The following is a 23,957-nucleotide window of genomic DNA, read 5'->3' on the forward strand; positions in this document are numbered from 1 at the left end:
GGAGATCTCCAGGACCAGCGCACCGCGGCCCAGATTCCCTATAAAAAAGGCTATACCCTCACCCACCCATACCTTTCTGATGCGTCCCATTTTTGTCGTGAACAACCATGGGCAGTTCAACCACCTCATCCACCGTAAACTGCGGGATATGGAGATCGAGGTGGCGATGGTCCCGAACACCACCCCGCCCGAAGAGGTCGCCGCGGGGTGCCGGGGGATCATCCTGGGCGGCGGCCCCTCGCTTGAGCGGGCCGGGAACTGTGCCAAGTACCTCGACCTGGGCCTGCCGGTGCTTGGGGTCTGTCTTGGTCTCCATATCATCGCGACCGCACGGGGCGGCGCCGTCGGGCCTGGCGCCCATGGCGGGTATGGCGGTGTCAATGTCGAGATCACAGGGGAAAGCGAGATCCTCACCGGGTATCCTGGGCAGATCCAGGTCTGGGCCTCCCATGCCGACGAGGTAAAAGAGGTGCCTGCGGGTTTCACCGTCTATGCACACTCTGATATCTGTCCGGTCGAGGCGATGGGGTCGGCGGAAGACCGGATCTATGGGGTCCAGTGGCACCCTGAGGTGAGTCATACCGAGGACGGAGACCTGCTCTTCAGGAACTTTGAGCGTATATGCGAGGAGTAGACGAACTCGCCGTGGAGATCAAGGAGGTGGGCTTCCAGTGCACGCGCTGCGGGGCCTGCTGCAGCGAGATCTCGGAGGGCTCGAACCTGGTCATCGTCTCCCCTGGCGAGGTGCGGCAGGTGGCGAAGGCTGCAGGTCTTCCCCGCGACGAGGTTGCAGAGCCGTACCCGGAGTTCCTTGAGGGTTCTGAAGGCTCATGGTATACCTTTGACTGGTGCCTTAGCCGTGAGGGGGGGCACTGCCGGTTCTTGGACGGCGAAAAGTGCCGGGTGTATGCCGCTCGCCCCTGGATCTGCCGGACCTATCCGTTCATGCTGGAGGACGACCGCCTCATTGTCTCTGAGTGTCCGGGGATCGGGGGGGCAATGACGATGGAAGAGGGGCGTGCCATTGCCCGCGCACTCCTTGCGCGGCAGGCAGCCGAAGTGGCCGAGGAGGAGGGGATCAGACGCGTCCTCTCCACGACTTCTCCCCCGTCAGGGGAGAGTGTGGTCGTCGACAGCGAGGGGGTGTGGCCGGTCCATGGGTGAGATCAGACTGGTCGGCACGGCCCATGTCTCTGAGAAGAGCATCGCCGAGGTGCGCGCCGCGATCGAGGAGTTCGAGCCCGACATCGTCGGGGTGGAACTCGACGCCGGGCGCTACCAGGCTCTCAGGAACGGGGCGCCGCCCCCGAAGGTCGACGAGGTGCTGAAAGGCGGGAACTTCTCCCAGTTCCTCTTCCAGTGGACGCTTGCCTATCTCCAGCGAAAGATCGGGATGGACGTCGGCGTCGAACCAGGTGCCGAGATGATGGCGGCCATCGACGAGGTGGAGAGCCGCGGCCTGCCCCTGGGCCTCATCGACCGCGACATCAGGATCACTCTCTCCAGGTTCTGGGAAGGGATGAGCCTCTGGGAGAAGATAAAGATGCTCTACGCCCTTGCAGTCTCGGTCTCGGGAGGAGCGGACGAGAAGGTCGACATCGACGCCCTGACCAGACAGGACGTCGTCTCGATGGCCCTGGAGGAGTTCAGGAACTTCTCGCCGAACGGGGCCAGGGCCCTCATCGACGAGCGCGACGCCTTCATCGCCCGCCGGGTCCTGGAACTCTCGACCAGGTACGAGAAGGTGCTGGCCGTGGTCGGTGCCGGGCATGTGCGGGGGGTGGGGCGCTACCTCTCTTCGCCAGACCTCCTTCCGCCTGAGGCGGCACTCACTGCTGCCCCCAAGAAGCGCTATCCCTGGGGAAAGATCATCGGCGTCCTGGTCATCGCCCTCTTTGCCCTCCTCCTCATCTCAATCGCCTTTGCGGGGGTTGGGATCGAGGTGCTTGCCTGGGCGGTGCTGTACTGGGTGGTGATCAATGGGGTGCTCGCCGCCGGGTGCACCATCGCCGCCGGGGGCCACCCGCTCTCTGCCCTCACGGCCTTTGGGGTGGCATGGATGACTTCTCTCAACCCCCTGATGGCTGCCGGGTGGTTTGCCGCCATCGTGGAGGCGAAGGTCAGGAAACCCTCGGCCGCCGACTTTCAGCAGATCATGGATGCCGAGACTTTCACTGAGATGCGGAAGGTGCCGATCTTCAGGGTGGTGCTCGTCGCCGCTCTGGCAAATGTCGGGTCGACCATCGGGACGTTTGCATACTTCCTCTTCATCGCCCCGATCCTCGGGATCGATCCCACGGTGATCATCCCGCAGGGCTTTGGGAACTTTGTGGAGTGGCTGGGGGGGCTGCTTCACCTCTGAATTTTCGACTCTGTAGAAACTATCCTGATGGTTCTTTTCGCCAGAGGGCGTGCCGTTCGAAGACCTGCAGGTCTTCTCAAGTTCGCTCCGCTCACCCCTCCCAAACCCCCCGCACGAAGATAGGGGGAGGACGGCTGAATCATGCTTGAGCCAAGAAAAGGTGAGGTTTTCTACAGAGCCGAATTTTCTTTTATAGGCTCTGGCCCTTGTAGAAGACCGTACCAATTCCTGGTTGAGCGCGACTCCCTCATCTATCATTTTCATCGATCGCGCCGGGGGCTCTCTCGAAGATCAAAGATCTTCTCAAGCTTGTTATTACTCGCATCCCCCAGACCCCTGTGATGACGATGAAGTCTGAGGGCATGGTAGATGAACATGAAGAGGGGGTTATCTCCTCCCCCACAAACGATAGGGGTAAAGGTTGTTGGATCGCCTTTATGATGATCATGTGTTCTATCGCTTGAATGTCCCACGATATCGTTCAGGTGCTGAATGAGGGTGTTGCCGTCCTTCTCTCTCTTCGCGCGGCGGGTCCGGGGACGAGAATCCCGACGTAAGATTAAGGGAGAGTTCGGCTCTGTAGAATTCCTCTTGATGGCTATCTCTGCGGGGGCCTGGCTGCCTCTCGACCCCCCCCGGCGAGCGAGAGGTGTCGGAGGCATCTCTCTCATCGGGTCCATTGATTTTGCCTTCCCAGCCCTATCTTCATCCCGGGGATCCGGGGGCAACGCTCCCCCCGCTGAAGAGACCGGACGGCGAGCGACACGCATTCTCCCCACAAGAGGGGAGGCTCTCTACAGAGCCGAATGGATGGTCATAAAGGGGGTATGCCGTTCATCACCTCTCTTCAAGCCCGTTTCCTGACAGGAAATCCATCCCGAGGAGTTCTTCCACAAACCCCAACAAACCCCTTCTTTCTTCGCAAAGATTATCCATTTTCACTCCCTAGTGAGGAACATGTATCTTGGTCCGAATCTTGGGCTTACCATCCTTAAGACGCGTCATTCTATCCGGAAGTACAAGGACGACCCCATCGAGGAGAAGATCATCAAAAATGCCCTCGAATGTGCTCATCTTGCTCCGACCGCCAGGAACGAACAGCCCTGGCTCTTCGGGGTGGTGAAGGAGAAGGAGACCCTCGAAAAGATCGCCGACCTCGCCGACCACGGGAGATTCATCAAGGATGCCCCGATCTGTTTTGCAGTCTTTGGCAAGAGGGACGCAGAGTACTATCTTGAGGACTGCTCTGCGGCTACGGTCCAACTTATCCTTGGACTCTGGGCCTATGGCGTGGGTTCGTGCTGGGTGGCGGGCGAGAAGAAGGAGTATGCCGAGGCAGTCCGCGAACTCCTTGACGTCCCGGAGGAGTACACTCTTGTCTCTCTCCTCCCGGCCGGGTATCCGATGGATGTGAAGATCGCCGATAAGAAGATTCTTGATGACATCGTCTTTGAGGAGAAGTATTCGCAGGAGTGAGTTCTGGGTTTCCCGTCCCTTTTTTTGTTTTTATTTCTTTGGATCCGCTCATATCATAGAGTATCGGTGATTAGACCTGGGGACTTCTTGTATCTCCAGGCAAAGACGTGGCCCAACCGCCTTCCCTCGTGTTCGCGCCGGGGGCTCTCGAAACATTTCTTGTTTCTCAAAATCGCTGTCGCTCGTTTCCACCTGGATGACGAAGGATGAGAAGGCAGAATAGACGAACATGAGGGGGTTGCTGTCCCTTCTTCTCTCCTGATGCGGAGGGTATGGGGGGACGACAGGAAGAAATCGAGAAGATCTTTGGGCTCTGTAGGATTCCTCTGGATGATATTCTCAATATCGCTGTCGCTCGCACCTCCCCCCGGACCCTCGCCACACGATAGGCGGTGGACGGCAATCCCCTTTTCATATCCGTCGATTATGCCTTCCCAGGCTTATCTTGCTCCCTGGGGTCCGGGGGCAGCGCCCCCGGCAAGAGACTATGGGAAGGGGGGTGAGTCACGCGTGCACCCATAATGGGTGAGGATCTCTACAAAACTGTATTCTAATACTCGTTTCCCCCTGTTCCTCTGGATGACAATAGGGTCAGAAGGATTGAGGGAACAACCTGAGACCTGGCATGCGGTCCGCTCCTTTCTCTGTGTGAGTCCGGGGCGGGGAGACCCCTCAGGATATCACTGTGCCTTCCTATCCCTCACTTCCCCCAGGAGCCCGGGGGACAGCGTCCAGGTGCGAGCATGCAGGAAGGCGACTACGCCGCTGAACAAATGTTAATTAGTCTGTGCAAGTGAATTTTACATACATGGATAAGGGACTTCGAGGCGGACCGACGCAGGACGAAGTGGCAGCGGTCGCCCTCTGGCACCTGAGGCTTGCGCCTGGATGTGCCTTTGCAGATGTCGGGTGCGGGACCGGGACAATCGCTGTGGCCGCGGCCAGGACCGCTGGTCGGGTGGTTGCCATCGACCGTCGGCCCGAGGCGGCGGCCTGCACAAGAGAGGCGGCGGAGACGGCAGGTGTCGAGAACATCGAGACAGTCTGCGGCGAGGCCGCCGAGGTCCTTGAGGGGTGCGGTCCCCTTGACGCCGCCTTTGTCGGGGGGTCGCAAGACCTTGAACGCGTGCTCGGCGTGCTTGCCGGGGAGGTGCACGGCCGGGTGGTTGTCGACTGCGTCCTCCTCGAAACGCTCCACCGGGCAGTGGACACGATGCAGGCTCTCGGGATCTTCAAGGAGGTCATCTCCCTCCAGGTGGCACACTCTCACGCCCTCGGGCAGGGGATGATGATGCGCCCGGCCAACCCTGTCTGGCTTGTCATCGGGGAGGTGGCCTGATGCTGGTCGGCGTCGGGATCGGCCCTGGCGACCCTGAACTCCTGACCGTCAAGGCCGTGCGTCTGATCCAGGAGGCCGAGGTGGTCTATGTCCCGGGCCGGGTGGCCGCCAGGATCATCGCCCCGTACCGCACCGATGTCGAGGTTCTCTCCTTCCCCATGACCGGGGACGAGGTCGAGATCGCACGGTGCATGGAGAAGAACGCCGATACCGTGGCGGGACCGGCGGCGAACGGGCTCTGCGTCTTCTGCATCCTCGGCGACCCGAACTTCTACGGGACCTTTGGGAGGCTCTCGGCCGTCCTCGCCGAACGTCACCCCGCGGTCAGGTGCGCGACCGTCCCAGGCATCAGCGCGATCACCGCCTTTGCCTCGGTCGCGGACGTCCCGGTCTCAGGCGGGATCGGGGTGAGCGACGGGTCTGAGGAAGAGAGCCGTCTCCTCCTCAAGGTGACGCACCCCAAGGAGACGGCCGCACGTCTCCGTGCCGAGGGGTTCACCGACTTTGTCCTGGTGGAGCGGATGTATATGGACGGCGAACAGGTCTATCAGGGCGATGAACTCCCTGAGAAGAGCAGTTATTTTAGTGTACTCTTTGCGAGGCGGTGACGATGGAAAAGATCTATTTTGTCGGGGCCGGGCCCGGGAACCCGGACCTGATCACGGTGAAGGGAAACGCCCTCCTGATGCAGGCCGATGTCCTCATCTATGCAGGGTCGCTCGTGAACCCGGCGCTGGTCGAGAGGTCGCCGGCGCCTGAGAAGTATGACTCCTGGGGAATGAAACTCGCTGAGATGGTGAAGGTGATGGTCGATGCGGCGCGGGCTGGAAAGAAGGTCGTCCGTCTCCACTCCGGTGACCCGTCCCTGTATGGGGCGATCGTCGAGCAGATCGCCGAACTGGAGCAGGCCGGGATCGAGGTCGAGGTGGTCCCTGGGGTCTCCTCGATGTTCGGGGCGGCGGCGGCCCTCAAGACCCAGTACACCCTCCGTGGGGTATCAGAGTCGGTGGTCATCACCAGGCCTGCAGGGGCGACGCTGGAGGCCGACCAGATCGCCGAACTCTCGCGGACCGGGGCGACGATGATCGTCTTCCTCGGCACTGCGCATATGGAGGAGGTGCTCGCAAAGGTCGAGTGCCCGCCTGAGACGCCGGCGGCGGTCGTCTATCATGCCACCTGGCCTGACGAGCAGGTGGTGCGTGGCACGGTCGCCGACCTTGCGGCAAAGGCGCGGGCGGCCGGGATCGAACGCTCGGCCCTGATCATCATCGGGGACGTGGTAAATGCCGCCGCATCTGACTACACCAACTCAGACCTCTACGGATGAAGACGGCAGTCATTGCGCTGAGGCGTTTTGAAGAGGAGGGACACCTGGTCGCCGACGCCCTCGGCGGCGAGTTTCTCCCGTACTCCCCACAGGTTTTTGAAAAGGCCTTCGCCGCCTACGAGGCGATCGTCGCCGTGATGTCGGCAGGGATCGCAGTCAGGAAGTGCGGCCCTCTCCTCACCACCAAGTGGCAGGACCCGGCGGTGGTGGTGGTCAGCCCTGATCTGGGGTTTGCAGTCCCGGTCCTCGGCGGGCACCATGGGGCAAACGATCTCGCCCGCGAGATCGGGGAGAAGACCGGTGCGGTCCCGGTGATCTCGACCGCTACCGAAGCCCTGGGCCGCCCGTGCGTCGAGGGCGTTGCGGCGTCGGTCGGGGGCGAGATCGCAAACCCGGCCTCCACTCTTCCGGTGAACGCGGCGATGCTCGACGGCGAGGTTCCGGTCTATACCGTCGGAGGCCCGGCGGTCGTCGTCGCCTCCCCGGGCGTCTCGGTCCTGGTGGAGGGTGGGGAATATGTCGTCGGGATCGGGTGCCGGCGCGGGACGTTGGCCGCGGCGGTCGTGGCGGCGGTCAGGGCGGCCCTCAGGACGACCGGGATCGGGGCCGACGAGGTGCTCGTCTATGCCACGACCACGAAGAAATCCGACGAGCCCGGGCTGCGGGATGGGGTCGCCGCGCTGGGGGGTATCCTCCTGTACCTCGGCGACGAGACGCTCAACGCCCAGACGCCCCCTTCGCCCTCGCGGGCCGGGCTGATCGGGCTTGCCGGCGTGGCTGAACCGGCGGTGCTTGCGCTTGCACGTCGCGGCGAACTGATAATGAAGAAAAAAGTCTATGGGGATGTGACAGTTGCAATCGGACGATAAAAGAGGGAAACTCTCTATTGTGGGCATCGGCCCGGGTGGGATTGCGCAGATGACAGGGCAGGCGTCGGACACGATCCGCGACGCTGAGTATGTCATCGGCAATGCCTTTTATCTGGAACAGATCGCCCCCCTCCTCGGGGGCCAGGAAGTGATCAAGAGTTCGATGGGTAAGGAGGTTGACCGGGCGCAGAAGTGTGTTGACCTCGCCCGCACCCATCGGGTCGTCATGGTCAGCGGGGGCGATCCAGGAGTGTACGGGATGGCGAGCATCGTGCTCGAGGTGATGGACCGGGCAGGTGCGTCGGTGGAGTATGAGGTGGTGCCTGGCGTCACGGCCTCGTGCGCCGGGGCCTCGCTCCTCGGTTCCCCCCTCGCCGGGGACCATGTCACCCTCTCGCTCTCAGACCTCCTCACCCCATGGGAGACGATCGAGAGAAGACTCGACCTCGCCTTCCAGATGGGTGTACCGGTGGCCCTGTACAACCCGAAGAGCCATGGCAGGCCGAAGAACCTCTCCAGGGCACTTGCGATCGCCCTCAAACACCGCTCCCCTGAAACCCCGGTGGGGCTGGTGCAAAACGCCTACCGCGACGGAGAGGAGACAGAGGTGACAAGCCTCGGCGCCCTGGCAGAGGACGACTCGGCCGTCGACATGCGCACGCTCGTCATCGTCGGCGGGATCGAGACCTTCAGGATGAAGGACGGCGGGATGCTCACGCCGAGAGGATATGGGAGGAAATATGTATATTGATCCAGGCGCCGACACCCCCGAAGGGTATGCGATCTCGCGGACGAGTAGATCCCTGGCCCGCCAGGTGATCGGCGACCAGACGCCTGAAGACCGGATCAGGCAGCGGTGTGCGATCTCGGTCGGCGACTTCGTGATGGCCGACCTGGTGCGGTTCTGCGGCGATACGGTCGAGGCTGGGCTCTCAGCCCTGGAGCAGGGCGCCCCCATCATCACCGACATCCATATGGTGCAGATGGGGATCAGGAAGAAGGAGCACCATTCAGAGGTGCTCTGCGCCCTCGATTATGGGCAGGAGATCGCTGCGGCGCGCGGGATCACCCGCTCGTCCGCGGGCTTCCTCGCCCTCCGTGATCAGTTGGGGGGTGCGGTCGTGGTGATCGGGAACGCTCCTTCGTCGCTCCTCGCCCTCTGCGAGATGGTCAGGGAGGGCGTGCGGCCCGCACTGGTCATCGGGATGGCGGTCGGGTTTGTGAATGCCGCGGAGTCCAAGGAGGAGTTGCGCACTCTCGACATCCCCTCGATCTCGACGCAGGGGACGCGGGGCGGGACGCCGCCGGCGGTCGCGGCGATGAACGAGATCGTCACGATGTATGTGGAGCGGACGCGTGAGACATGAGAGGATCGCCGACCCGGTGACCGGCTTCGTCTATCTTGCAGAGTGGATCGGGCGCTGTACCGATCCCGATGCCCTCGCCCTCGCTGCATCCGGCCTTGGCGTCCTCACCGCCGACGGCTCGGTGTTGCGCCGGGGGTTTACGACCGGCACGACGGCCGCGGCGGCATGCCGGGCGGCGGTCCTCTCCCTGGCCGGACCGGTGGACGAGGTCACGCTTCTCCTGCCATGCGGGCTTGAGGTCGTCGTCCAGGCAAAGGGCGTCGGCGGCCGCGGCGAGGCCAGGAAGGACTCTGGCGACTATCATGCAGATGTCACCGCAGGCCTCGAGTTTGTCGCCCTGGCAGAGCAGGTCCAGTCAGGGGTGGAGGTTGAGTACGGCGAAGGGGTCGGGCGGTTCACCCGCGAGACCCCGAGGTACCGCACCGGAGCGCCGGCGGTCAGTCCCACGGCCCGCGAGACGATCGAGGCGGGGGTCAGGTCGGCCGCGGCATCGGTCGGCCTCCCTGGCGTGCGGGTCAGCCTCTCCATCCCTGAAGGCGCTGCGGTGGCGACACAGACCCTCAACCCGCGCATCGGGGTGGAGGGCGGGCTCTCGGTCCTCGGGTCCACCGGCCTCGTGGAACCCTGGGACGACCACCTCTCAGAGTCGGCGCTGGGACGGGTGGAAGACGCCGAGCGGGTGGTGCTCACTACCGGCAGGCTCGGTCTGCGCTATTCCCGCCTCCTCTTTCCAGAGCATGAGGTCGTGCTCGTCGGGGTGCACCTCGCCGACGCCCTTGCGGTGGCAAAGGGTGAGGTGGTCGTCTGCGGGCTCCCTGGACTGGTCATGAAGTTCATGGACCCTGAGGTGCTTGCCGGGACCGGGTGTGCGACGGTGGAGGAACTGACCGGGACGCCAGCGTGGCGGGGTGTCATGGAGAGGACGTTTGCCTCGTTCAAGGCGGCGCACCCTGAGGTGCAGGTGGTGGTCGTGGCCAGGGGCGGCACGGTGCTGGGGGACTCGGGATGAAGGTCGTCGGCGTGGGGTGCGGTCCAGGGATGCTCACCGACAAAGCGGCCTGCGTTATCTCAAGTGCCACACTCATCTATGGTTCGGCGAGGGCGATCGATCTCGCACGACCGGTGATCAGGGACAGATGTGAGGTGCACGAGATCACCGATTACAGAGCCCTCCGCGCCCTCCCGGCCGACGCCGTCGTCCTCTCGACCGGCGACCCGATGCTTGCGGGCCTGGGCTACCTGGGCGGCGAGGTGGTGCCAGGCATCTCCTCGATGCAGGTCGCCTTCGCCCGTCTGGGTCTCTCCCTCGTGAAGGCGGCGGTCGTCACCGCCCATGGCAAGGACCACGCGGCGGCGGTGAGAGAGACGGCAGAGGAGGTCGGCCGCGGCCGGATCGTCTTCCTCATCGCCGACCCTGAGTTTTCGGTCCAGGGCCTTGCGGCGGCCCTGCCTGAAGAGACCGGACTTGCCGTCTGCGAGAACCTCGGCTACCCTGAAGAGCGGATCGCTCTCGGGACCGCGGCCAGACCCCCGTCGCCGGTGTCAGGGCTCTTTGTGGTCGTCGCCGGGTGCTGAAGGCATATCGAAGAGAAATGAGGGATACTTTCCTCATCGCTCTCTCCTATACAATTCCAGTGTTGCGAGGAAGAGTGATGGGGGCCGCCATGGTCAGGGGGAGACTCGACAGATCTGTCTTTATTTCGGGATCAGGGCCATATATTCAGGGCCAGATCCGGGTCTTTTGTGATCTCGAAAATATGGAGGTGTTTCATAAATTGCCGAGAAATGCTGCAGGTATCCTGCCCCCTCTAGTGGTCGATATTATCAGCAGAGATGTTTCCCCCATCTTCCCGCAGTCCGCTCCTCTACGGGCCGTGAGTCTCGCCGGAAATCGGCGCGATTTTTCGAGACCATATCTACGGTTTCTGGATGAAAAACGCTATATATGGGCCAAATTTAGGTTTTGTAGATTTTTATAGGTGGTTCTCTCTGGTGGGAGGCGTGCCGCTCGAAAGCTTCCGCCTTTCTCGACCGATCGAAGATTTCCAATCTTCTTGATGGCTTGAAAATTAGAAATTTTCTCAATTCTCTCCTGTCGTACCCCCCAACCCCTGCATCAGGATAAGGGTAAGAACAGAAACACTCTCTTCAGGTCCATCGATATTGCCTTCCTGATTCTCTCTTCCTTCCGGGGGTCCGGCAGAGCCGTGCCCCCAACACGATCAATCTGGGAAGGCGATTGAATCACGCCCATACCAAGAATAGGTGAGAGTTTACCATGAAAATGATCCTGAATATTGTTCTTATAGGTTTTCATGGTGTTTTTAACTCATTTAATCCATTCTAAGTCGATACGGTAGAGGTATAGTCTCCCTATGGGTGATCAGCTCCCTCCAATCCTGAATATCCACTATCATCTTGCGCCAGGGGGTTGCACCCCCCTGAACCCCCAAGATGAGGATAGGTGGGGGAAGGTGATTGAACAAGGTCTCCACCGGTATTCCTGTCTTGAAAAGAGAGAGAAAGCAAGTGATGAGAAATTTATGGCTCTGTAGAAACCTTCATTTGTCGTGGGGGACCACAAGAAGAGAATCTTTACTTCCAACTCTATAATATTTCAAGACTGACCCTCAGACCGGCGTTCCCCTCACGAGATCTGCACATTGATCCAGTAATAGTTCCCGCGGTACTCGACGTACCGGTCAGGCCCCTCAGCGGTCCCCCACGTGAACCTCTCGATAAATTCTTTGGCTTCTTCTGGGTCTTCGATCGGCCCTTTGGCATAGAGTTGTGGACGATGGTCCCGTCTCTGGCCTCGCGTTCATCGACCTCACGTACATAGATCTGATATGCACCTTTCCCGGTAAGGCCGACGATGGAGCCGAGGATATATGGGGTGAGGATGATGATCCTATTCTGATCTGTTCATTCTTTATGACCGGCCCTGCAAAATCTGACGATGGTCATTTCACTCGCCTCTCTGGGACCTCCATGTCATGCATTGCCGGGCTTCAGAAGTATACTGTTGTCTCACTCGAGCCCAATGTGGCCTGGGACGACGCTTTTTCTGACTGCCGGCACGGGCCATATCTTCATTTTGTCTTCTCCCAAAGATCCTCCATCATGATCCCGGCAATTGTCATCGCGGGCACCCACTCAGGGTGCGGAAAGACCACCCTTGCCTCTGGCATCATGGCGGCCCTGCAGGCGAGAGGTCTGCAGGTCCAGCCCTTCAAGGTCGGCCCTGACTTCATCGACCCCTCGCACCACACCGCCATCTGCGGCCGTCCCTCGCGCAACCTCGATCCCTTCATGATGGGGGAGGACGGGGTGGCCAGGACCTTTCTGGCGGCCTCGGCAGGGGCCGACATTGCGGTCATCGAAGGGGTGATGGGGATGTACGACGGGCTTGAGGGTGGCGACCTCGGTTCCACGGCCCATGTCGCTCGCATCCTCGGAGCCCCGGTGGTGCTGGTCGCTGATGTCGGCGGGATGTCGAGGAGCGTCCATGCCCTGGTCCGCGGCTATACTGGCTACGATGCCGCCGTCCGGTTCGCCGGTGTGATCTTCAATCGGGTCGGGAGCCCGCGCCACCGTGAGATGATCGAGGAGGAACTCTCGGTCCCGGCCCTGGGCTGGGTGCCGACCGAGAGGGAAAAAGCCGTCTCCAGTCGCCATCTCGGGCTTGCGATGGCAGGAGAGGCGAGCATGGCCGCCTTTGGCGAGGTCTGCGAGGCGCACTGTGACCTCGACGCCCTCATCGCCTCGGCCGCTTCGGCCCCCGCGGCAATGCCTGTTCCGGGCGGTGCCGACGCATCCTCTCGCGTCCGCCTCGGAGTGGCACGCGACGCCGCCTTCTGCTTCTACTACCAGGACAACCTTGACCTCCTCCGCCGGGCAGGGGCCGACCTGATCTTCTTCTCCCCATTCACTGACTCCCTTCCTGAGGTCGACGGACTCTACCTTGGCGGCGGCTACCCGGAACTCCATGCCGAAGCGCTCTCGGCCTCCGCCTGTACCTCCCAGATCAGGGCGGCCGCAGAGGACGGGATGCCGGTCTATGCCGAGTGCGGCGGCCTGGTCTATCTCTGTGAGGGACTGGAGGCCGACGGCCAGGAGTACCGGATGGCAGGCGTCCTCCCGGCGGAGGCGCGGATGCACGGGCGTTTTCAGGCGCTTGGCTATGTGGAAGCCGCCGCCACCGGGGCCTCCCCTCTCCTCCAGGCGGGGGTGGGATTCCGCGGCCATGAGTTCCATTACTCCTCAGTCGACCCGGCGGCAGACGCACGCTTTGCGCTCTCGCTCAGGCGCGGGAAGGGGATCGCCGACGGCCGTGACGGGCTCTGCGAGCACGCGGTGGTGGCGGGCTACAGCCACGCCTATCTGAACGAGACCTTTGCCTCGGCATTTGTCGGGGCCATGGAGCGGCGGCAGCGGGGTCGGTGAGATGCCTGAGGTCGCCCTCTCGCTTGGTACGGTAGGAGCATACCTGCTCAGGGCGACGCTTCTCATCACTATCGGCATCCTCATCGCCAGCATCATCACCGAGACCGGGATCTTCTCCCGTCTTGGTTTTCTCTCGCGGCCGATCTCCAGGCTCTCGGCACTTTCAGAACCCTGTTCTGTTGTCCTCCTCACGATGGTCGCAAATGCCACTGCTGGCAAGGCGATGCTGGCGCAGTTTCTTAACGAAGGGAAGGTGCGCAAGGGGGAGGTGGTCCCGACCCTCCTGATGGGCACCTTCCCGACAGTGCTGGGGGAGTCGCTCTTCAGGGTCCATCTCCCGACGGCGGTGGTCCTCCTCGGTCCGGTCGTCGGCGTGATCTATACCCTCCTCAATCTCCTCTCCACTCTCATCCAGGTCGGTGGTGCGGTGATCTATATGCGCCTCTTTGTAGGAAGGGGGGATGAGGGCACTCTGGCCCAACCTCCCGAACCGATCCCGGTTCGATTCGATCGGGAGACCCTCAGGGAGGGCGTCGCCAGGGCCCTCCCCTCCCTGCGCCGCATCGTCCCGGTCGCGGTCCTTGCTACTCTGGTTTTTTTTGCGCTCTATGCGGTCGGCGCAGTGACGGCGGTCGCGGCGATCTTCGGCCCGGTCTTCGGGCTGGTCGGGATACCCGGCGAGAGCATCGCCGCCATCGTTGCTCATGCCACCCATTTTTCCGCAGGCTATGCGGTCGTCGGTTCGCTCCTTGCAGAGGGTGTACTCGATCTGGAAGAAGCGCTCGTCACTCTCATCATCGGTTCGATGGCGGTGATCACTCTCATCTACTTCAAGTACTCCGCCCCCCTGTACCTCTCCCTCTTTGGGCGGGAGGGGGTGAAGGTTACGATAAAGACCTATGGGACGAGTATGGCGGCCAAGGTCGTCACGATTTTCATTGTACTCATGATCTTTTAATGCAGATCGCTCATACTAATATTGATAATAGTAATCATTGTTCATACAAATGAAAAAATATATAATACTTGTAGACAATGATCCTGCATGCATCACCGGAGAGCAGGGCCGGTGGTGCACGGGGGAGATCCTATGACTGGAGCAACGATGGAGCATTTTGTTCCCGGAAAGGTGACCGGGACACGGACCGTAAGGGTGCGGGACCGCGAGTATGCACGGTTGCGCGCCCTGGGTTCTGTGCGCGACTCATTCAGTGACGTCATCGAGCGTCTGCTCGATTTCTACGAAGCCTACAATGGCGGCGTCCACTCGAACGACCCGGAGGGGTTTGAGGGAGCAGACCTTCCCGACCACCCGGTCTACCGTCGGGTCGCCCTTGATCACTTTACCAGGACTCTGGCCCTGGGTGAGGACGTCTCTTTCACCATTGGGTTTGACCCGCTTGCACGTCCGCTCGGACGGCGCGGGAAGGGTCTGGTCGCCTTTTACAAGGACGGCAGGAGATTTTGTTTATTCCGGGTTGGAAAAGAACACCTCTGGCTCTATTTCCCGACCGAACGAAAGGAAACCGAACTTGAGGGATGGGAACTGGTGCAGAATGTGTTCCTTGACAACTACCTGGAAGACGGGGGGATGCATCTTATCAAGCGTCAGTATCAGACGATGTGATAGGTGAAGCACGTCCATCAGGAGGGACGGGTATGCACAAACCCCCTTGGTTTATTTTTTCTCTTGAAAATTGAAGAAAGGGCTCTTTATAGAACCCTCCAGGATGGATCTTTCTGGCGGGGGACGTGCCACACCACGATAGGTCAGGGACTGTAACCCCTTTGTCGTGGTCATCTATGCTTACCTCCTTGCTCATCGTGGTCCTGGGGATCCTGGGGCAGAGTTCCCGGCAAGAGACTATGGGAAGGGGAGTGAGTCACGCGTACACAGGAACTGAAAAGATCCTCTAAAGAGCTATGTGTTGAAGGGTTCTTGATCACGTTCATCATGATTGAGCAGTGGGCAGGATCACATTTTCTCCCCGCTCTTGTCTAACTTTGTCGTGAGGGGAAGAGCGTCGGCCCATCCCTGGTAGAGATCCCTGTTCATGCGATCTCTGTAGGGTCTTTAGTTTAAAAATTCGAATTCTTATATTTTCTCATTAGACTATGTTAGATAAAGAAGAACCTAGATATTATTTGAGATTACAATTTAGAATATATGTGTTACCTATTGCGCTACAATTCCATTATATGTATCTTTCTCGCCCTCCTTCTGATCGGACCTTCCTCGGCTCTCTACGATTTTGAGGGAGTCCCCTTCGACGTAACGGCGCAAGGGGAGGTGCAGGGGGATTTCCGCACCTTCGGGACCTATGGACTTGCCATCCCGCCGGTCGAATGCACCTTCTCCCTCAACCAGACTCCCAGATGTGCCCGTGCCTACTGCGGGGTCTGGGGCGGGAATGAGCGGTACACCGGGTGGGTGGAGATGACGGTGAACGACCGGCCGCCGGTCCGCGTCTCCCTCGGAGGTGTCGACGACGTCGACGCCGCCGCCCTCATCTCAGGCCATGGGGTTGCCTGGGTGGGGTGGGACCTCACCGGTCTGCTCGGGCCCGGCGAGAACACCGTGACGGTCACGACCAGTCGGGGCGAGACCGGGAATCGCCTGGACGGCCGCGTCTATGCCCTGCAGGTCGTCGCCGTCGAGGAAGACCCCGCCCGCCCTCTCACCTGCTACTGGATCGCGGAGGGCAACGAGAACCTCCATGGGGAAGGGTGGGCCGGCGATCTCCAGACCAGAAAAGACGAGACCTCCATCTCGTTCGGAGGGGTGAAAGAGCAGGTCGATTGGGCGCGCCTCTCCCTCCTCCTCCTTGCCACCCAGAAGGGACAGCCCGACTACGCCACCTTCAACGGCCATGACCTGGGGAGCGTGGCCGGCGGCGAGTATCTCCCGGGCGCTCGCGACATCGGCGACGAGTGTTCCTTCAATGCAGACGGCGGCGAAGGGACGCGCTCCAGGTACGTCGACGCCGAGACCTTCGACGTGACCGACCTGGTGGGCGAGACCAACACCCTCACTATTGCACGGGGCAGAGACCTCGACGGCGACGGTTCGATCTCGTCCACCGGGGCGACGCCTGAGGGCGAGGACTATCTCCATCCGGTCCTGGCGGTCCTCGCGGTACAGCCGGCCGACGCCTCCCCGGCCCCTGACTTCTCTCTCAGCGACCTCGCGGTCTCGGGGGCGTACACCGGGAGGACTGCCGACCTCCGGGCCGTCCTGAGGAATGCCGGGTCGCCGCCCGAAGCCCCGGTGACAGTGCGGTGGACGGTGGACGGTGCGGTGATCGCGGAAGAGACGGTCGTCCCGGCAGCACGCGGTGTCCAGACAGTGCACGCCACCTGGGACGCCGTCGAGGGGCGGCACGAGATCGCCGCCGCCGTCTCGACGGCGGGCGACCGGGACACCGGCGACAACCATGTCGCCCGGAGTGCGACGGTCGGGGCGCTCCCTGACCTCGCGGTCGACGTCGGCGAACCGTATCGGGCGGACGGCGCTGGCCCGGCCCCGACCTCCTCGCCTCTCCCCTTCCCGCTCGCGGCCTGGGCACTCGGGGTCGCCGCGCTTGCGGCGGGCAGGAAGTCGAGAGGGACATGTCTCCTCGTGCTCCTCCTCGTCGCCGCGGTGACGGTGGTGCCGGCCGGCGCCGCCGGAGCGTATGAGCAGTATGAAGTCCCGGTCGAGGTGAAGAATCTCGGCGGGAGCGACGCCGCGCCCTTCCAGGTCACGGTCTACCTGGACGGCGAGAAGGTCGCCGCACTCTCTCTGGAGGCCGGACTTGCGGCCGGCGGCACCGAACACCTGAAGGTCCCGCTCTCCACCACGTCCGGCGACCATACCCTCAGGGTCGTCGCCGACGAGAACGGGGTGATCGAGGAGAGCGACACGAACAACAACGCAGCGGAGGGTCGGTATGCGTTCCCGTGACCTGGCGCTGACCCTCTTCCTGCTCTCCGTGGTCGTCGTCCCGGTCTCGGCCACCTATGCCGCCGACCATCCCCTGACCCCGGTGTATGCGGAGACCGTCCATGGCGGGTACCTCTACACCCTGGGTAACAGCACCTATTCGGGCACCCTCGAACCCGGCGCCACCTATACGGTCGCGTACGAGGACCTGCTCCCCGAGGGTGCTGAGGTCGGGTTCGCCCGCCTGTACCTCTACTGGGCATGGAGCAAAGACGGGCAGGCCGCGGTCTATCCGGCGGTGGACGTCGCGGTAGACGGCACGCCTCTCGAGCGGGTCGCCCGCTATACCGACTCCAAGGGTTTTGTCTCAAAGAACGACTTTTTCTCCGGCGTCGATGTCTATGCCCTCCCCACCCTCGCCTCGGGCCGCCCACTCACGGTGACCGGGACGAACGCGGCCGAAGGAAACGCCACCTTTGTCGTGCAGGGTGCGGCGGTGCTGCTGGTCTACGTAGATCCCGCCGCCCCCGAGAAGATGCTCTGGGTGCAGGAGGGCGCCGACCTCCTGTACAGCAACTATGGCATCACCCCTGAGATGGCCACGGCGCAGGCGACCTTCGATGGCGAGATCGATACGGGCAGGGTGAAGTCGGCCACCCTCTTCCTGGCGGCCCCCTCCGCTGGGTACACCACCGCCGACCTCCCCGAGAAGAACCGCATCGCCATGAACCGCGGCGGCGAGAGCGGTCTGCCGTCTTTTATCCAGTCCATCATCGACCTCGTTTTCCCCTCGGCCAACGGCAAGACCTGGATCGACGCCTTCGATGCCGACGAAGAACGGCAGGTGGGCACCGACCGGCGGGACGTCACCCCCTGGCTCCGTTCGTCAGGGAACACCGTCGAGGTGCAGGACCATGGAGACTACCTCCAGTTCACCAACGCCGTCCTGGAGGTGGAGATGCGATGACCGCCGCGATCGAGGTGACGGGCCTGGGCAAACGCTACCCCCCTGCCGTCGAGGCCCTGCGGGACGTGGACCTCCGGGTCGAGAGCGGTGAGTTCGTCGCACTCCTCGGGAAGAGCGGGAGCGGGAAGAGCACCCTCTTGAACATCCTCGGCGGCCTTGATCACCCTGAACGCGGCAGCGTCAGGATCGCCGGGGCCGGGGTTGACTATACCGACCGCACCGCCCTGGTCGCCCTCCGCCGGCAGACAATCGGTTTTGTCTTCCAGGACTTCTCGCTCATCCCGACGATGACGGCCCTGGAAAATGTGGCCTACCCGCTCCTCTTCAACTATCAGGATCGAAAGATGCGGGAGGCGCGGGCCGCCGCCCTCCTCGAGCGCGTTGGCCTGGCGCACCGGCGCGGCCACTACCCGCATCAGATGAGCGGCGGCGAGCAGCAGCGGGTGGCGGTGGCGCGGGCACTGGTCGGCCGCCCTTCCATCATCCTCGCCGACGAACCGACCGGGAACCTCGACACCGTCACCAGCGCGGAGATCATCGGTCTCCTCAGGGAGATCAACCGGGAGGACGGGACCACGCTCCTCGTCGTCACCCATGACCCGGACGTCGGGGCCGAGGCCGACCGCGTCGTCGTGATGCAGGACGGGCAGGTGGTCGCATGAAGGTCCTCGACTTTTTCCTTCTTGCCGCCAGGCAGGTCTCGCGCAAACGGATGCGGGCGTGCCTGACCATCATCGGGATCGCCGTCGGGATCGCCGCGGTCATCGGCACGGTCTCGCTCGGCGAGGGGATCAGGGCCCAGGCGATCAGTGCGATCGAGGCGCAGTCAGACCTCACCCTCCTCGAGGTGACGGCCGGCCAGCAGGGAGGGGTCGTCCAGTTCGTGACGCCTTCCAGGGCGCAGGCCGTCGCCGGCATCCCGGGTGTCGCCGCCACCGCCCCGATCCTGAGGGACGCCTTCGCCTCTGAACGGCAGACCTATCTCGCGGTCATGGGGGTCGACGCCGGACCCTTCGAGGCGGTGGTCTCGTCCTCCTATGCACAGGGCCTTGCCCCGCGACCCGGCACCAACGAGGTCGTGCTCGGTGCCGACCTCGCCGAGAGCCTGCGCCGGTACGAGGGCGTGCGGGTCGGCGATCCCATGACCGTGCTGGTGCGCGAGTACGCCGATACCGGGTCGCCCGAAGACCGGCGGGTCACGCTTCTCCCGGTCGGCGTCCTCGCTGAAAGAGGCGACGCCCTGGACACCACCCTCGTCTGCGACCTCTCGTATCTGGAAGGGGTCCGGGACCGGTCGGGCACCTATGACGGCGTCCTGGTCAGGACCGCCACCACCGCCGACGTCTTCCCGGTCGTGGCCGAGGTGAAGGCGCTGGGCCTCGGGGTCGAGGGGTCCTTTGAGGAGATCGATGCGGTGAACCGCCTGATGGACCTGGTGATCCTCGTCCTCGCGTTCTTTGCCGCCGTCTCCCTGGTGGTTGGGGCGCTGATGATCATGACCACGATGGTCACCTCGGTCTATGAACGTCGGCACGAGATCGGGATCGCCATGGCGGTCGGGGCCTCGCCGCGCGAGGTGCTGGCCCTGGTCCTCATGGAATGTGCGACGATCGGGCTGGTCGGCGGGATCGTCGGCGACGTGCTCGGTCTCGGGTTCGCCGGGGTGATCGAGACGGTCGGCAAACCCCTGCTCGTCTCCGCCCTCGGCGAGGGCTTTGCCGGGCTTGCGGGATCGTCGATCACCCTGGTCACGCCGCCACTCCTCCTCCTCGGGGTCGTGGCGGCGGTGGCGCTCTCGGTGCTCTCTGGACTGTACCCAGGGCTGCTTGCGGCCAGGCAGGACCCGGTCGAGGCGATCAGGTCGAGGGGGTAGATGAGATGATGAAAGAGAGAATGAAAAGAAAAGAACGATTCGGAGTGCTGTTCTGTATCCTTGCTCTCCTCCTGCTCCCGGCGGCGGCGGCCGACTCCTATGTCGGCGGGATCCCACTCTCGACCGAGGAGCAGGGAACGGTCTCGGGCGGGGTGTATATCGACGCCTACCCGGGATTTGCGACTTCAGCCGAGAAGACTTTCAGTCTCCCTGCCGGGGCCGAGGTGAAATGGGCCAGGCTCTATGTCGCAGTCTACTGCGGCAACCAGCAGGAGAACTATGCCGGGACGGTGACCGTCTCTGTGGACGGAGGGCCGCGGTACACCGATGACTTGAATGTCGAGTACGTTTTCCCTGGCGATGATGGTGATGGCCCTGTCTGGGTGAACGATCACTGCACCAGGGTGACGAGCGACTACCTGGCATGGTATGACGTGACGTCCTGCATCCGGGATGACGGCCTGAAGGTGAAAGTCGCGACCGAGAAGATCGACGCGAAGTTCGACGGTCGGATCAAGTGCGTCGCCCTTGTCGCCGCCTATGACGACGGTGACGGCGACATGGTGCACTACTGGATCAACCAGGGGCATGACACCGACTCGTACAAGACCGACGAGAACGGGAAACCGTACGTCGGCGAGACCGAGTTCGGGACCGGCGTACTGGAGACCGAAGGGGACGAGGCTACGCTCTCGGTGCTGTACCTCGCCTCTGAGAATGGGATCTATCGGTTCGGCGGCGAGACGTTGGACGGCGATGGGTCGGAAGGCGCATATTTCGGGTCTGAGCGCTGGGATGTCCTCGACCTCCTCGAACCGGGCAGAGATGTTGCCCTCACCTATGACCGGAAGGACTCGGAGACCTTCTACAAGATCTTCCTCTCGACCCTGACGGTGCGGTACGCCGAGCGCGATGTCGGGGCCATCGCGGTGAACTCGGTTCCCGCCGGTGCGCTCGTCTATATCGACGACGAGGAGCAGGAGGAGGAGACCAACACCACGGTTTCAGGCCTGGAGACCGGCACCCATACCGTCAGGGTGGAGATGGAAGGCTACCCGGTCCCTGAGGAGCGGGAGGTCGAGGTCGAGAAAGGTGAGACCGCGACGCTGACGTTCGTCCTGGAGCGGCCGTCCGGTTCGATCAGCGTTTCGTCCGAACCTGTCGGGGCGGCGGTCTATCTTGACGGCGAAGAGACCGGGGTCACGACCGACACGCTCCTTGAAGAGGTTCCGGCCGGTGGACACACCATCATCCTCAAGCGTGCCGGCTATGACGACTATACCGAAGAGGTGGTGGTCGTCGAGGGCGAGACGGCCGAGGTCGCGGCCACCCTTACCGCTTCTTCCTCCTCGCCGGGTGGCGGGGGAGGTTCTGACGACGGCGGGGACGACGGGGCAGATGATGAAGGCACCGGGTATGCCGGCGGTCAGTTCGGGGTGGTCGCCCGCGGTGCGGTCGCCGGTAATCTCAGCCTGACCACCGCCGGGGCGTACACCGGTCTGCTCGCTCCCGGCGACAGCGCGACCTTCACCGTCCCCCTCGACCCGTCGGCGGACGCCCGTCTCACCTGGGGCCGCCTGTACCTCTTCACCACCTGGGGACATGACGAGGAGCAGCGCGCTGGCCAGCAGGCAGAGGCCGCGGTGAGCGTGGACGGGACGCCGGTCCCGATAGACCGGCGGTACAGCGACCAGAAGGGGGAGGGGGCCTACGACTATCCGGTCGAGACCCTGGCGTACAATGTTACCCCTTATCTTGACGACCACGACCTCGCGGTCGCGGTCACCAACACCGGGAAGGAGGGGGCGACCTTTGCCCTGTACGGGTGTGCCCTCCTGACACTCTCTGAGGAACCTGGTGCGCCGCTGAGGGAGTACTGGGTGGCGGAAGGGGCGGACGCCCTCCGTGCCGACGAAGGTGCCGGGATCACGTCTGAGGAGGCCTCCACCACGGCCAGGTTCACCGGCATCCCCTCACCCGAGACGGTCTCCGCCGCCCATATGATCGTCGCGAGTACGGCAGCGACCGGGATGGAGGGAGAGGAGCATGTGGTCATCTTCAATGGGGCCGAATGGGAGAACCCCCTCCAGGGGGGGTCGTCGGTGGTCAGCACTGCCACCTTTGACGTCAGGCCCTATCTTGAGGAGGGCGAATCGTCGGCCGCGATCCGGAGCGTCGACACCGGGAAGAAGGGCGACTATATGGAGAACCGGGTGGTGGCCCTGGTCCTGACGCGGGGCGCCCCCTCGTCGTCGGCGACCCCTGCACCTGGTTCGACGCCGTCGTCGGTTGGGGGCATGTCTGAACTGGATAGCCCGCCGACCTCCACAGACGCTGACCGCACTGCAGTCGATGAAGAGGAGGAGAACCCGTTCTTATCCTGGCTGTTCTCATTGTGGTCGGCATTCTTGAGTCTACTCGGGTTCCAGGTCGAAGATCAGGCCCCTGACCCGGAGGCCCGAACGGTGGAGGAGAAAGAGGCGCCGGTCCCGACCATCAGCGTGGCTCCTCTAACCCCTCAAGACGCCATGCTTGCCCTCACCTCCACACCCTCATCCGCCCTCATCTCACTTGATGGAGAATACATCGGTAGGACCACACCCTGCACCCTCGGCCCCCTCACATCGGGTCGTCACACTATAAGGCTTGACCACGAAGGGTGCCCGGCCTTTGAATCGGTCTTCGACCTCGCGGGTGAACAGACACTTTCCGTTGACCTCGAAGCCGGGACGCCTGTCCTCTCTGAAGAACTTACCGACACCGAACGTGACGGTACCGGGTGCATCCTGGTGGACTCGAAGCCTGACGGGGTGAAGATCGTCTTTGACGGCCGGACACTGCCGGTGAAGACACCTTATCTGATCTGTGGGGTGAAGCCGGGCCTTCATACAGTGAAGGTGAAGGGGAAAAGGGGTCAGTTCGAGGTGGACAAAAAGAAGTGCTCGGTCGAACCTGGTGTGGTGACACCCCTCCTCTTTACCGCAGAGAAAACGGCTTCCCACACCCTGAATGTCAGGTCAGAACACTTTGAAGGAGTTGAGGTCTCTGTCGACGGTCGACGGTGCAATGCAAAAATTCCAGGCAAAGTGGAGGTCCAGGGGTCCAGTTCCTATCTCTCTCTCCGCGACGACCAGGGCTACTTCACCTTCCAGATCCTCAGGTGTCTTGATGACGGCGCCGACCTCTGGATCGAATCCTCTGAACAGCCTGGTGCCGGGGTGATGGTGGAGTCCGACCCCTCTGGGGCTGACATTTTGGTGGACGGGTTTGTGACCGGATACGCGACTCCCTATCTTGTCACCAATCTCTCGAAAGGCTCGCACCTGATCGGGGTCTCTCGGCCAGGGTATCTCCCCCAGGAAAAGAGGATCCCGCTCGTCGACCGCCAGAGCACACCTGCGGACGCAGCGGTCTCGTTCCAACTGGAGGGCTATTCTTGTGGTGCTCTCCAGGTCACCACGCCGCAGGAGGGAGCGCGGATATATCTGCATGGCAAGAACACCGGAGAAAAGACTCCTTACATCTTTGAATATATGAAGATCGGCACCTATGAGGTGAAGGTGAAGGACGGGAACACCGCCCGGGAGCAGGACGTGACCGTCCTTCCTGGCAGGACCGTACTCTGCTCGTTCGTGGACGGAGCGGAATAGGCGCCCCTAACTTAATTTTTCTTTTTTGGGATTTGTAGAAACCTTCATTCATTCCTGGTATGAGCGTGACTCATCCGTTTTCCCCCCACGCTCGCACCGGTGGCGAGTGCTGCCAGATTCCCGGGATGACGATGGAGTCAGGAAGGCACATTCGATGTCCTTGAAGAGGATTCTGCGATCTCCGACTAATCGTGTGGTGGGGGGTTGAGGGGGCGGCCAGCCCCCAGCCAGAAGATTCATCAAGAGGATCTCTACAGAACCGAAAATCTTTGATTTTCAGGATGGGGGCGGAGCGAGATGAGAGGGCTGGAAGCCTTTGATTGCTATCCCCCTGCAGAGAGGCTCTGGGGGTCATCCTG

The 23,957-nt window shown here is 62.4% G+C and carries 21 protein-coding genes; 20 read left to right on the plus strand and 1 reads right to left on the minus strand.

Features of this window, described 5'->3' with window-relative positions:
- The first annotated feature begins 79 nt into the window (after positions 1-79).
- From J2129_RS00805 to J2129_RS00860, 12 genes are all read left to right on the plus strand, one after another.
- Entirely contained in the window at positions 80-634 is a 555-nt protein-coding gene (locus J2129_RS00805) for a GMP synthase subunit A (protein WP_209628708.1), read from the plus strand.
- The gene (locus J2129_RS00810) at positions 622-1,164 is read left to right on the plus strand and encodes a YkgJ family cysteine cluster protein (RefSeq protein ID WP_209628709.1); all 543 of its coding nucleotides are present in this window, start codon (positions 622-624) and stop codon (positions 1,162-1,164) included. Before J2129_RS00805 ends, J2129_RS00810 begins: the two co-directional genes overlap by 13 nt.
- Positions 1,157-2,362, plus strand: coding sequence for a TraB/GumN family protein (locus tag J2129_RS00815; protein WP_209628710.1), 1,206 nt, complete (start codon positions 1,157-1,159; stop codon positions 2,360-2,362). The genes J2129_RS00810 and J2129_RS00815 overlap by 8 nt, the downstream gene beginning before the upstream one ends.
- Positions 2,363-3,319: 957 nt before the next feature.
- Positions 3,320-3,838 carry a nitroreductase family protein gene (locus J2129_RS00820; protein WP_209628711.1) on the plus strand — a complete coding sequence of 173 codons (519 nt, stop codon included), beginning with the start codon at positions 3,320-3,322 and terminating at the stop codon, positions 3,836-3,838.
- Between the two features lie 808 nt (positions 3,839-4,646).
- Positions 4,647-5,177 carry a precorrin-6Y C5,15-methyltransferase (decarboxylating) subunit CbiT gene (gene cbiT / locus J2129_RS00825; RefSeq protein ID WP_209628713.1) on the plus strand — a complete coding sequence of 177 codons (531 nt, stop codon included), beginning with the start codon at positions 4,647-4,649 and terminating at the stop codon, positions 5,175-5,177.
- Complete coding sequence (locus J2129_RS00830; RefSeq protein ID WP_209628715.1) at positions 5,177-5,785, plus strand: cobalt-factor II C(20)-methyltransferase; 609 nt, start codon at positions 5,177-5,179, stop codon at positions 5,783-5,785. The genes cbiT and J2129_RS00830 overlap by 1 nt, the downstream gene beginning before the upstream one ends.
- 2 nt (positions 5,786-5,787) lie before the next feature.
- Positions 5,788-6,504: a precorrin-4 C(11)-methyltransferase gene (gene cobM / locus J2129_RS00835; RefSeq protein ID WP_209628716.1), complete on the plus strand. Its 717-nt coding sequence runs from the start codon at positions 5,788-5,790 to the stop codon at positions 6,502-6,504.
- Positions 6,501-7,373 carry a cobalt-precorrin 5A hydrolase gene (gene cbiG, locus J2129_RS00840; RefSeq protein ID WP_209628719.1) on the plus strand — a complete coding sequence of 291 codons (873 nt, stop codon included), beginning with the start codon at positions 6,501-6,503 and terminating at the stop codon, positions 7,371-7,373. The genes cobM and cbiG overlap by 4 nt, the downstream gene beginning before the upstream one ends.
- A 19-nt stretch (positions 7,374-7,392) precedes the next feature.
- Positions 7,393-8,124 carry a precorrin-3B C(17)-methyltransferase gene (gene cobJ / locus J2129_RS00845; protein WP_348632271.1) on the plus strand — a complete coding sequence of 244 codons (732 nt, stop codon included), beginning with the start codon at positions 7,393-7,395 and terminating at the stop codon, positions 8,122-8,124.
- Entirely contained in the window at positions 8,114-8,740 is a 627-nt protein-coding gene (locus J2129_RS00850; RefSeq protein ID WP_209628722.1) for a precorrin-8X methylmutase, read from the plus strand. The genes cobJ and J2129_RS00850 overlap by 11 nt, the downstream gene beginning before the upstream one ends.
- A complete protein-coding gene (locus J2129_RS00855) occupies positions 8,730-9,749 on the plus strand; it encodes a cobalt-precorrin-5B (C(1))-methyltransferase (protein WP_348632272.1) in 1,020 nt (339 codons plus the stop codon). The genes J2129_RS00850 and J2129_RS00855 overlap by 11 nt, the downstream gene beginning before the upstream one ends.
- Positions 9,746-10,315: a cobalt-precorrin-7 (C(5))-methyltransferase gene (locus tag J2129_RS00860; RefSeq protein ID WP_209628724.1), complete on the plus strand. Its 570-nt coding sequence runs from the start codon at positions 9,746-9,748 to the stop codon at positions 10,313-10,315. Before J2129_RS00855 ends, J2129_RS00860 begins: the two co-directional genes overlap by 4 nt.
- Positions 10,316-10,856: 541 nt before the next feature.
- Here the strand turns inward: J2129_RS00860 and J2129_RS00865 are convergent.
- Positions 10,857-11,057, minus strand: a complete 201-nt coding sequence (locus tag J2129_RS00865; RefSeq protein ID WP_209628726.1) for a hypothetical protein — start codon at positions 11,055-11,057, stop codon at positions 10,857-10,859.
- An 806-nt stretch (positions 11,058-11,863) separates the two neighbouring features.
- On the opposite strand from J2129_RS00865, the gene J2129_RS00870 reads away from it, so the two are divergent.
- The 8 genes from J2129_RS00870 to J2129_RS00905 all read left to right on the plus strand — a co-directional run bounded on the left by J2129_RS00870 (position 11,864) and on the right by J2129_RS00905 (position 23,598).
- Positions 11,864-13,186, plus strand: coding sequence for a cobyrinate a,c-diamide synthase (locus J2129_RS00870; protein ID WP_209628729.1), 1,323 nt, complete (start codon positions 11,864-11,866; stop codon positions 13,184-13,186).
- Between the two features lies 1 nt (position 13,187).
- Positions 13,188-14,144 (plus strand): nucleoside recognition protein, encoded by a 957-nt coding sequence (locus J2129_RS00875; RefSeq protein ID WP_209628731.1) that lies wholly within the window; start codon positions 13,188-13,190, stop codon positions 14,142-14,144.
- A gap of 132 nt (positions 14,145-14,276) precedes the next feature.
- Complete coding sequence (locus J2129_RS00880) at positions 14,277-14,813, plus strand: hypothetical protein (protein ID WP_209628733.1); 537 nt, start codon at positions 14,277-14,279, stop codon at positions 14,811-14,813.
- Positions 14,814-15,353: 540 nt separating this feature from the next.
- Positions 15,354-17,129, plus strand: coding sequence for a DUF3344 domain-containing protein (locus tag J2129_RS00885; protein WP_209628735.1), 1,776 nt, complete (start codon positions 15,354-15,356; stop codon positions 17,127-17,129).
- Positions 17,116-18,075 carry a DUF3344 domain-containing protein gene (locus J2129_RS00890; RefSeq protein ID WP_209628737.1) on the plus strand — a complete coding sequence of 320 codons (960 nt, stop codon included), beginning with the start codon at positions 17,116-17,118 and terminating at the stop codon, positions 18,073-18,075. The genes J2129_RS00885 and J2129_RS00890 overlap by 14 nt, the downstream gene beginning before the upstream one ends.
- Positions 18,072-18,737: an ABC transporter ATP-binding protein gene (locus J2129_RS00895; protein WP_209628739.1), complete on the plus strand. Its 666-nt coding sequence runs from the start codon at positions 18,072-18,074 to the stop codon at positions 18,735-18,737. The genes J2129_RS00890 and J2129_RS00895 overlap by 4 nt, the downstream gene beginning before the upstream one ends.
- Positions 18,734-19,948: an ABC transporter permease gene (locus J2129_RS00900; RefSeq protein ID WP_209628741.1), complete on the plus strand. Its 1,215-nt coding sequence runs from the start codon at positions 18,734-18,736 to the stop codon at positions 19,946-19,948. Before J2129_RS00895 ends, J2129_RS00900 begins: the two co-directional genes overlap by 4 nt.
- A gap of 20 nt (positions 19,949-19,968) precedes the next feature.
- Positions 19,969-23,598: a DUF3344 domain-containing protein gene (locus J2129_RS00905; RefSeq protein WP_209628743.1), complete on the plus strand. Its 3,630-nt coding sequence runs from the start codon at positions 19,969-19,971 to the stop codon at positions 23,596-23,598.
- Positions 23,599-23,957: the final 359 nt, after the last annotated feature.

The organism is Methanofollis sp. W23, assembly GCF_017875325.1.
GTDB lineage: Archaea > Halobacteriota > Methanomicrobia > Methanomicrobiales > Methanofollaceae > Methanofollis.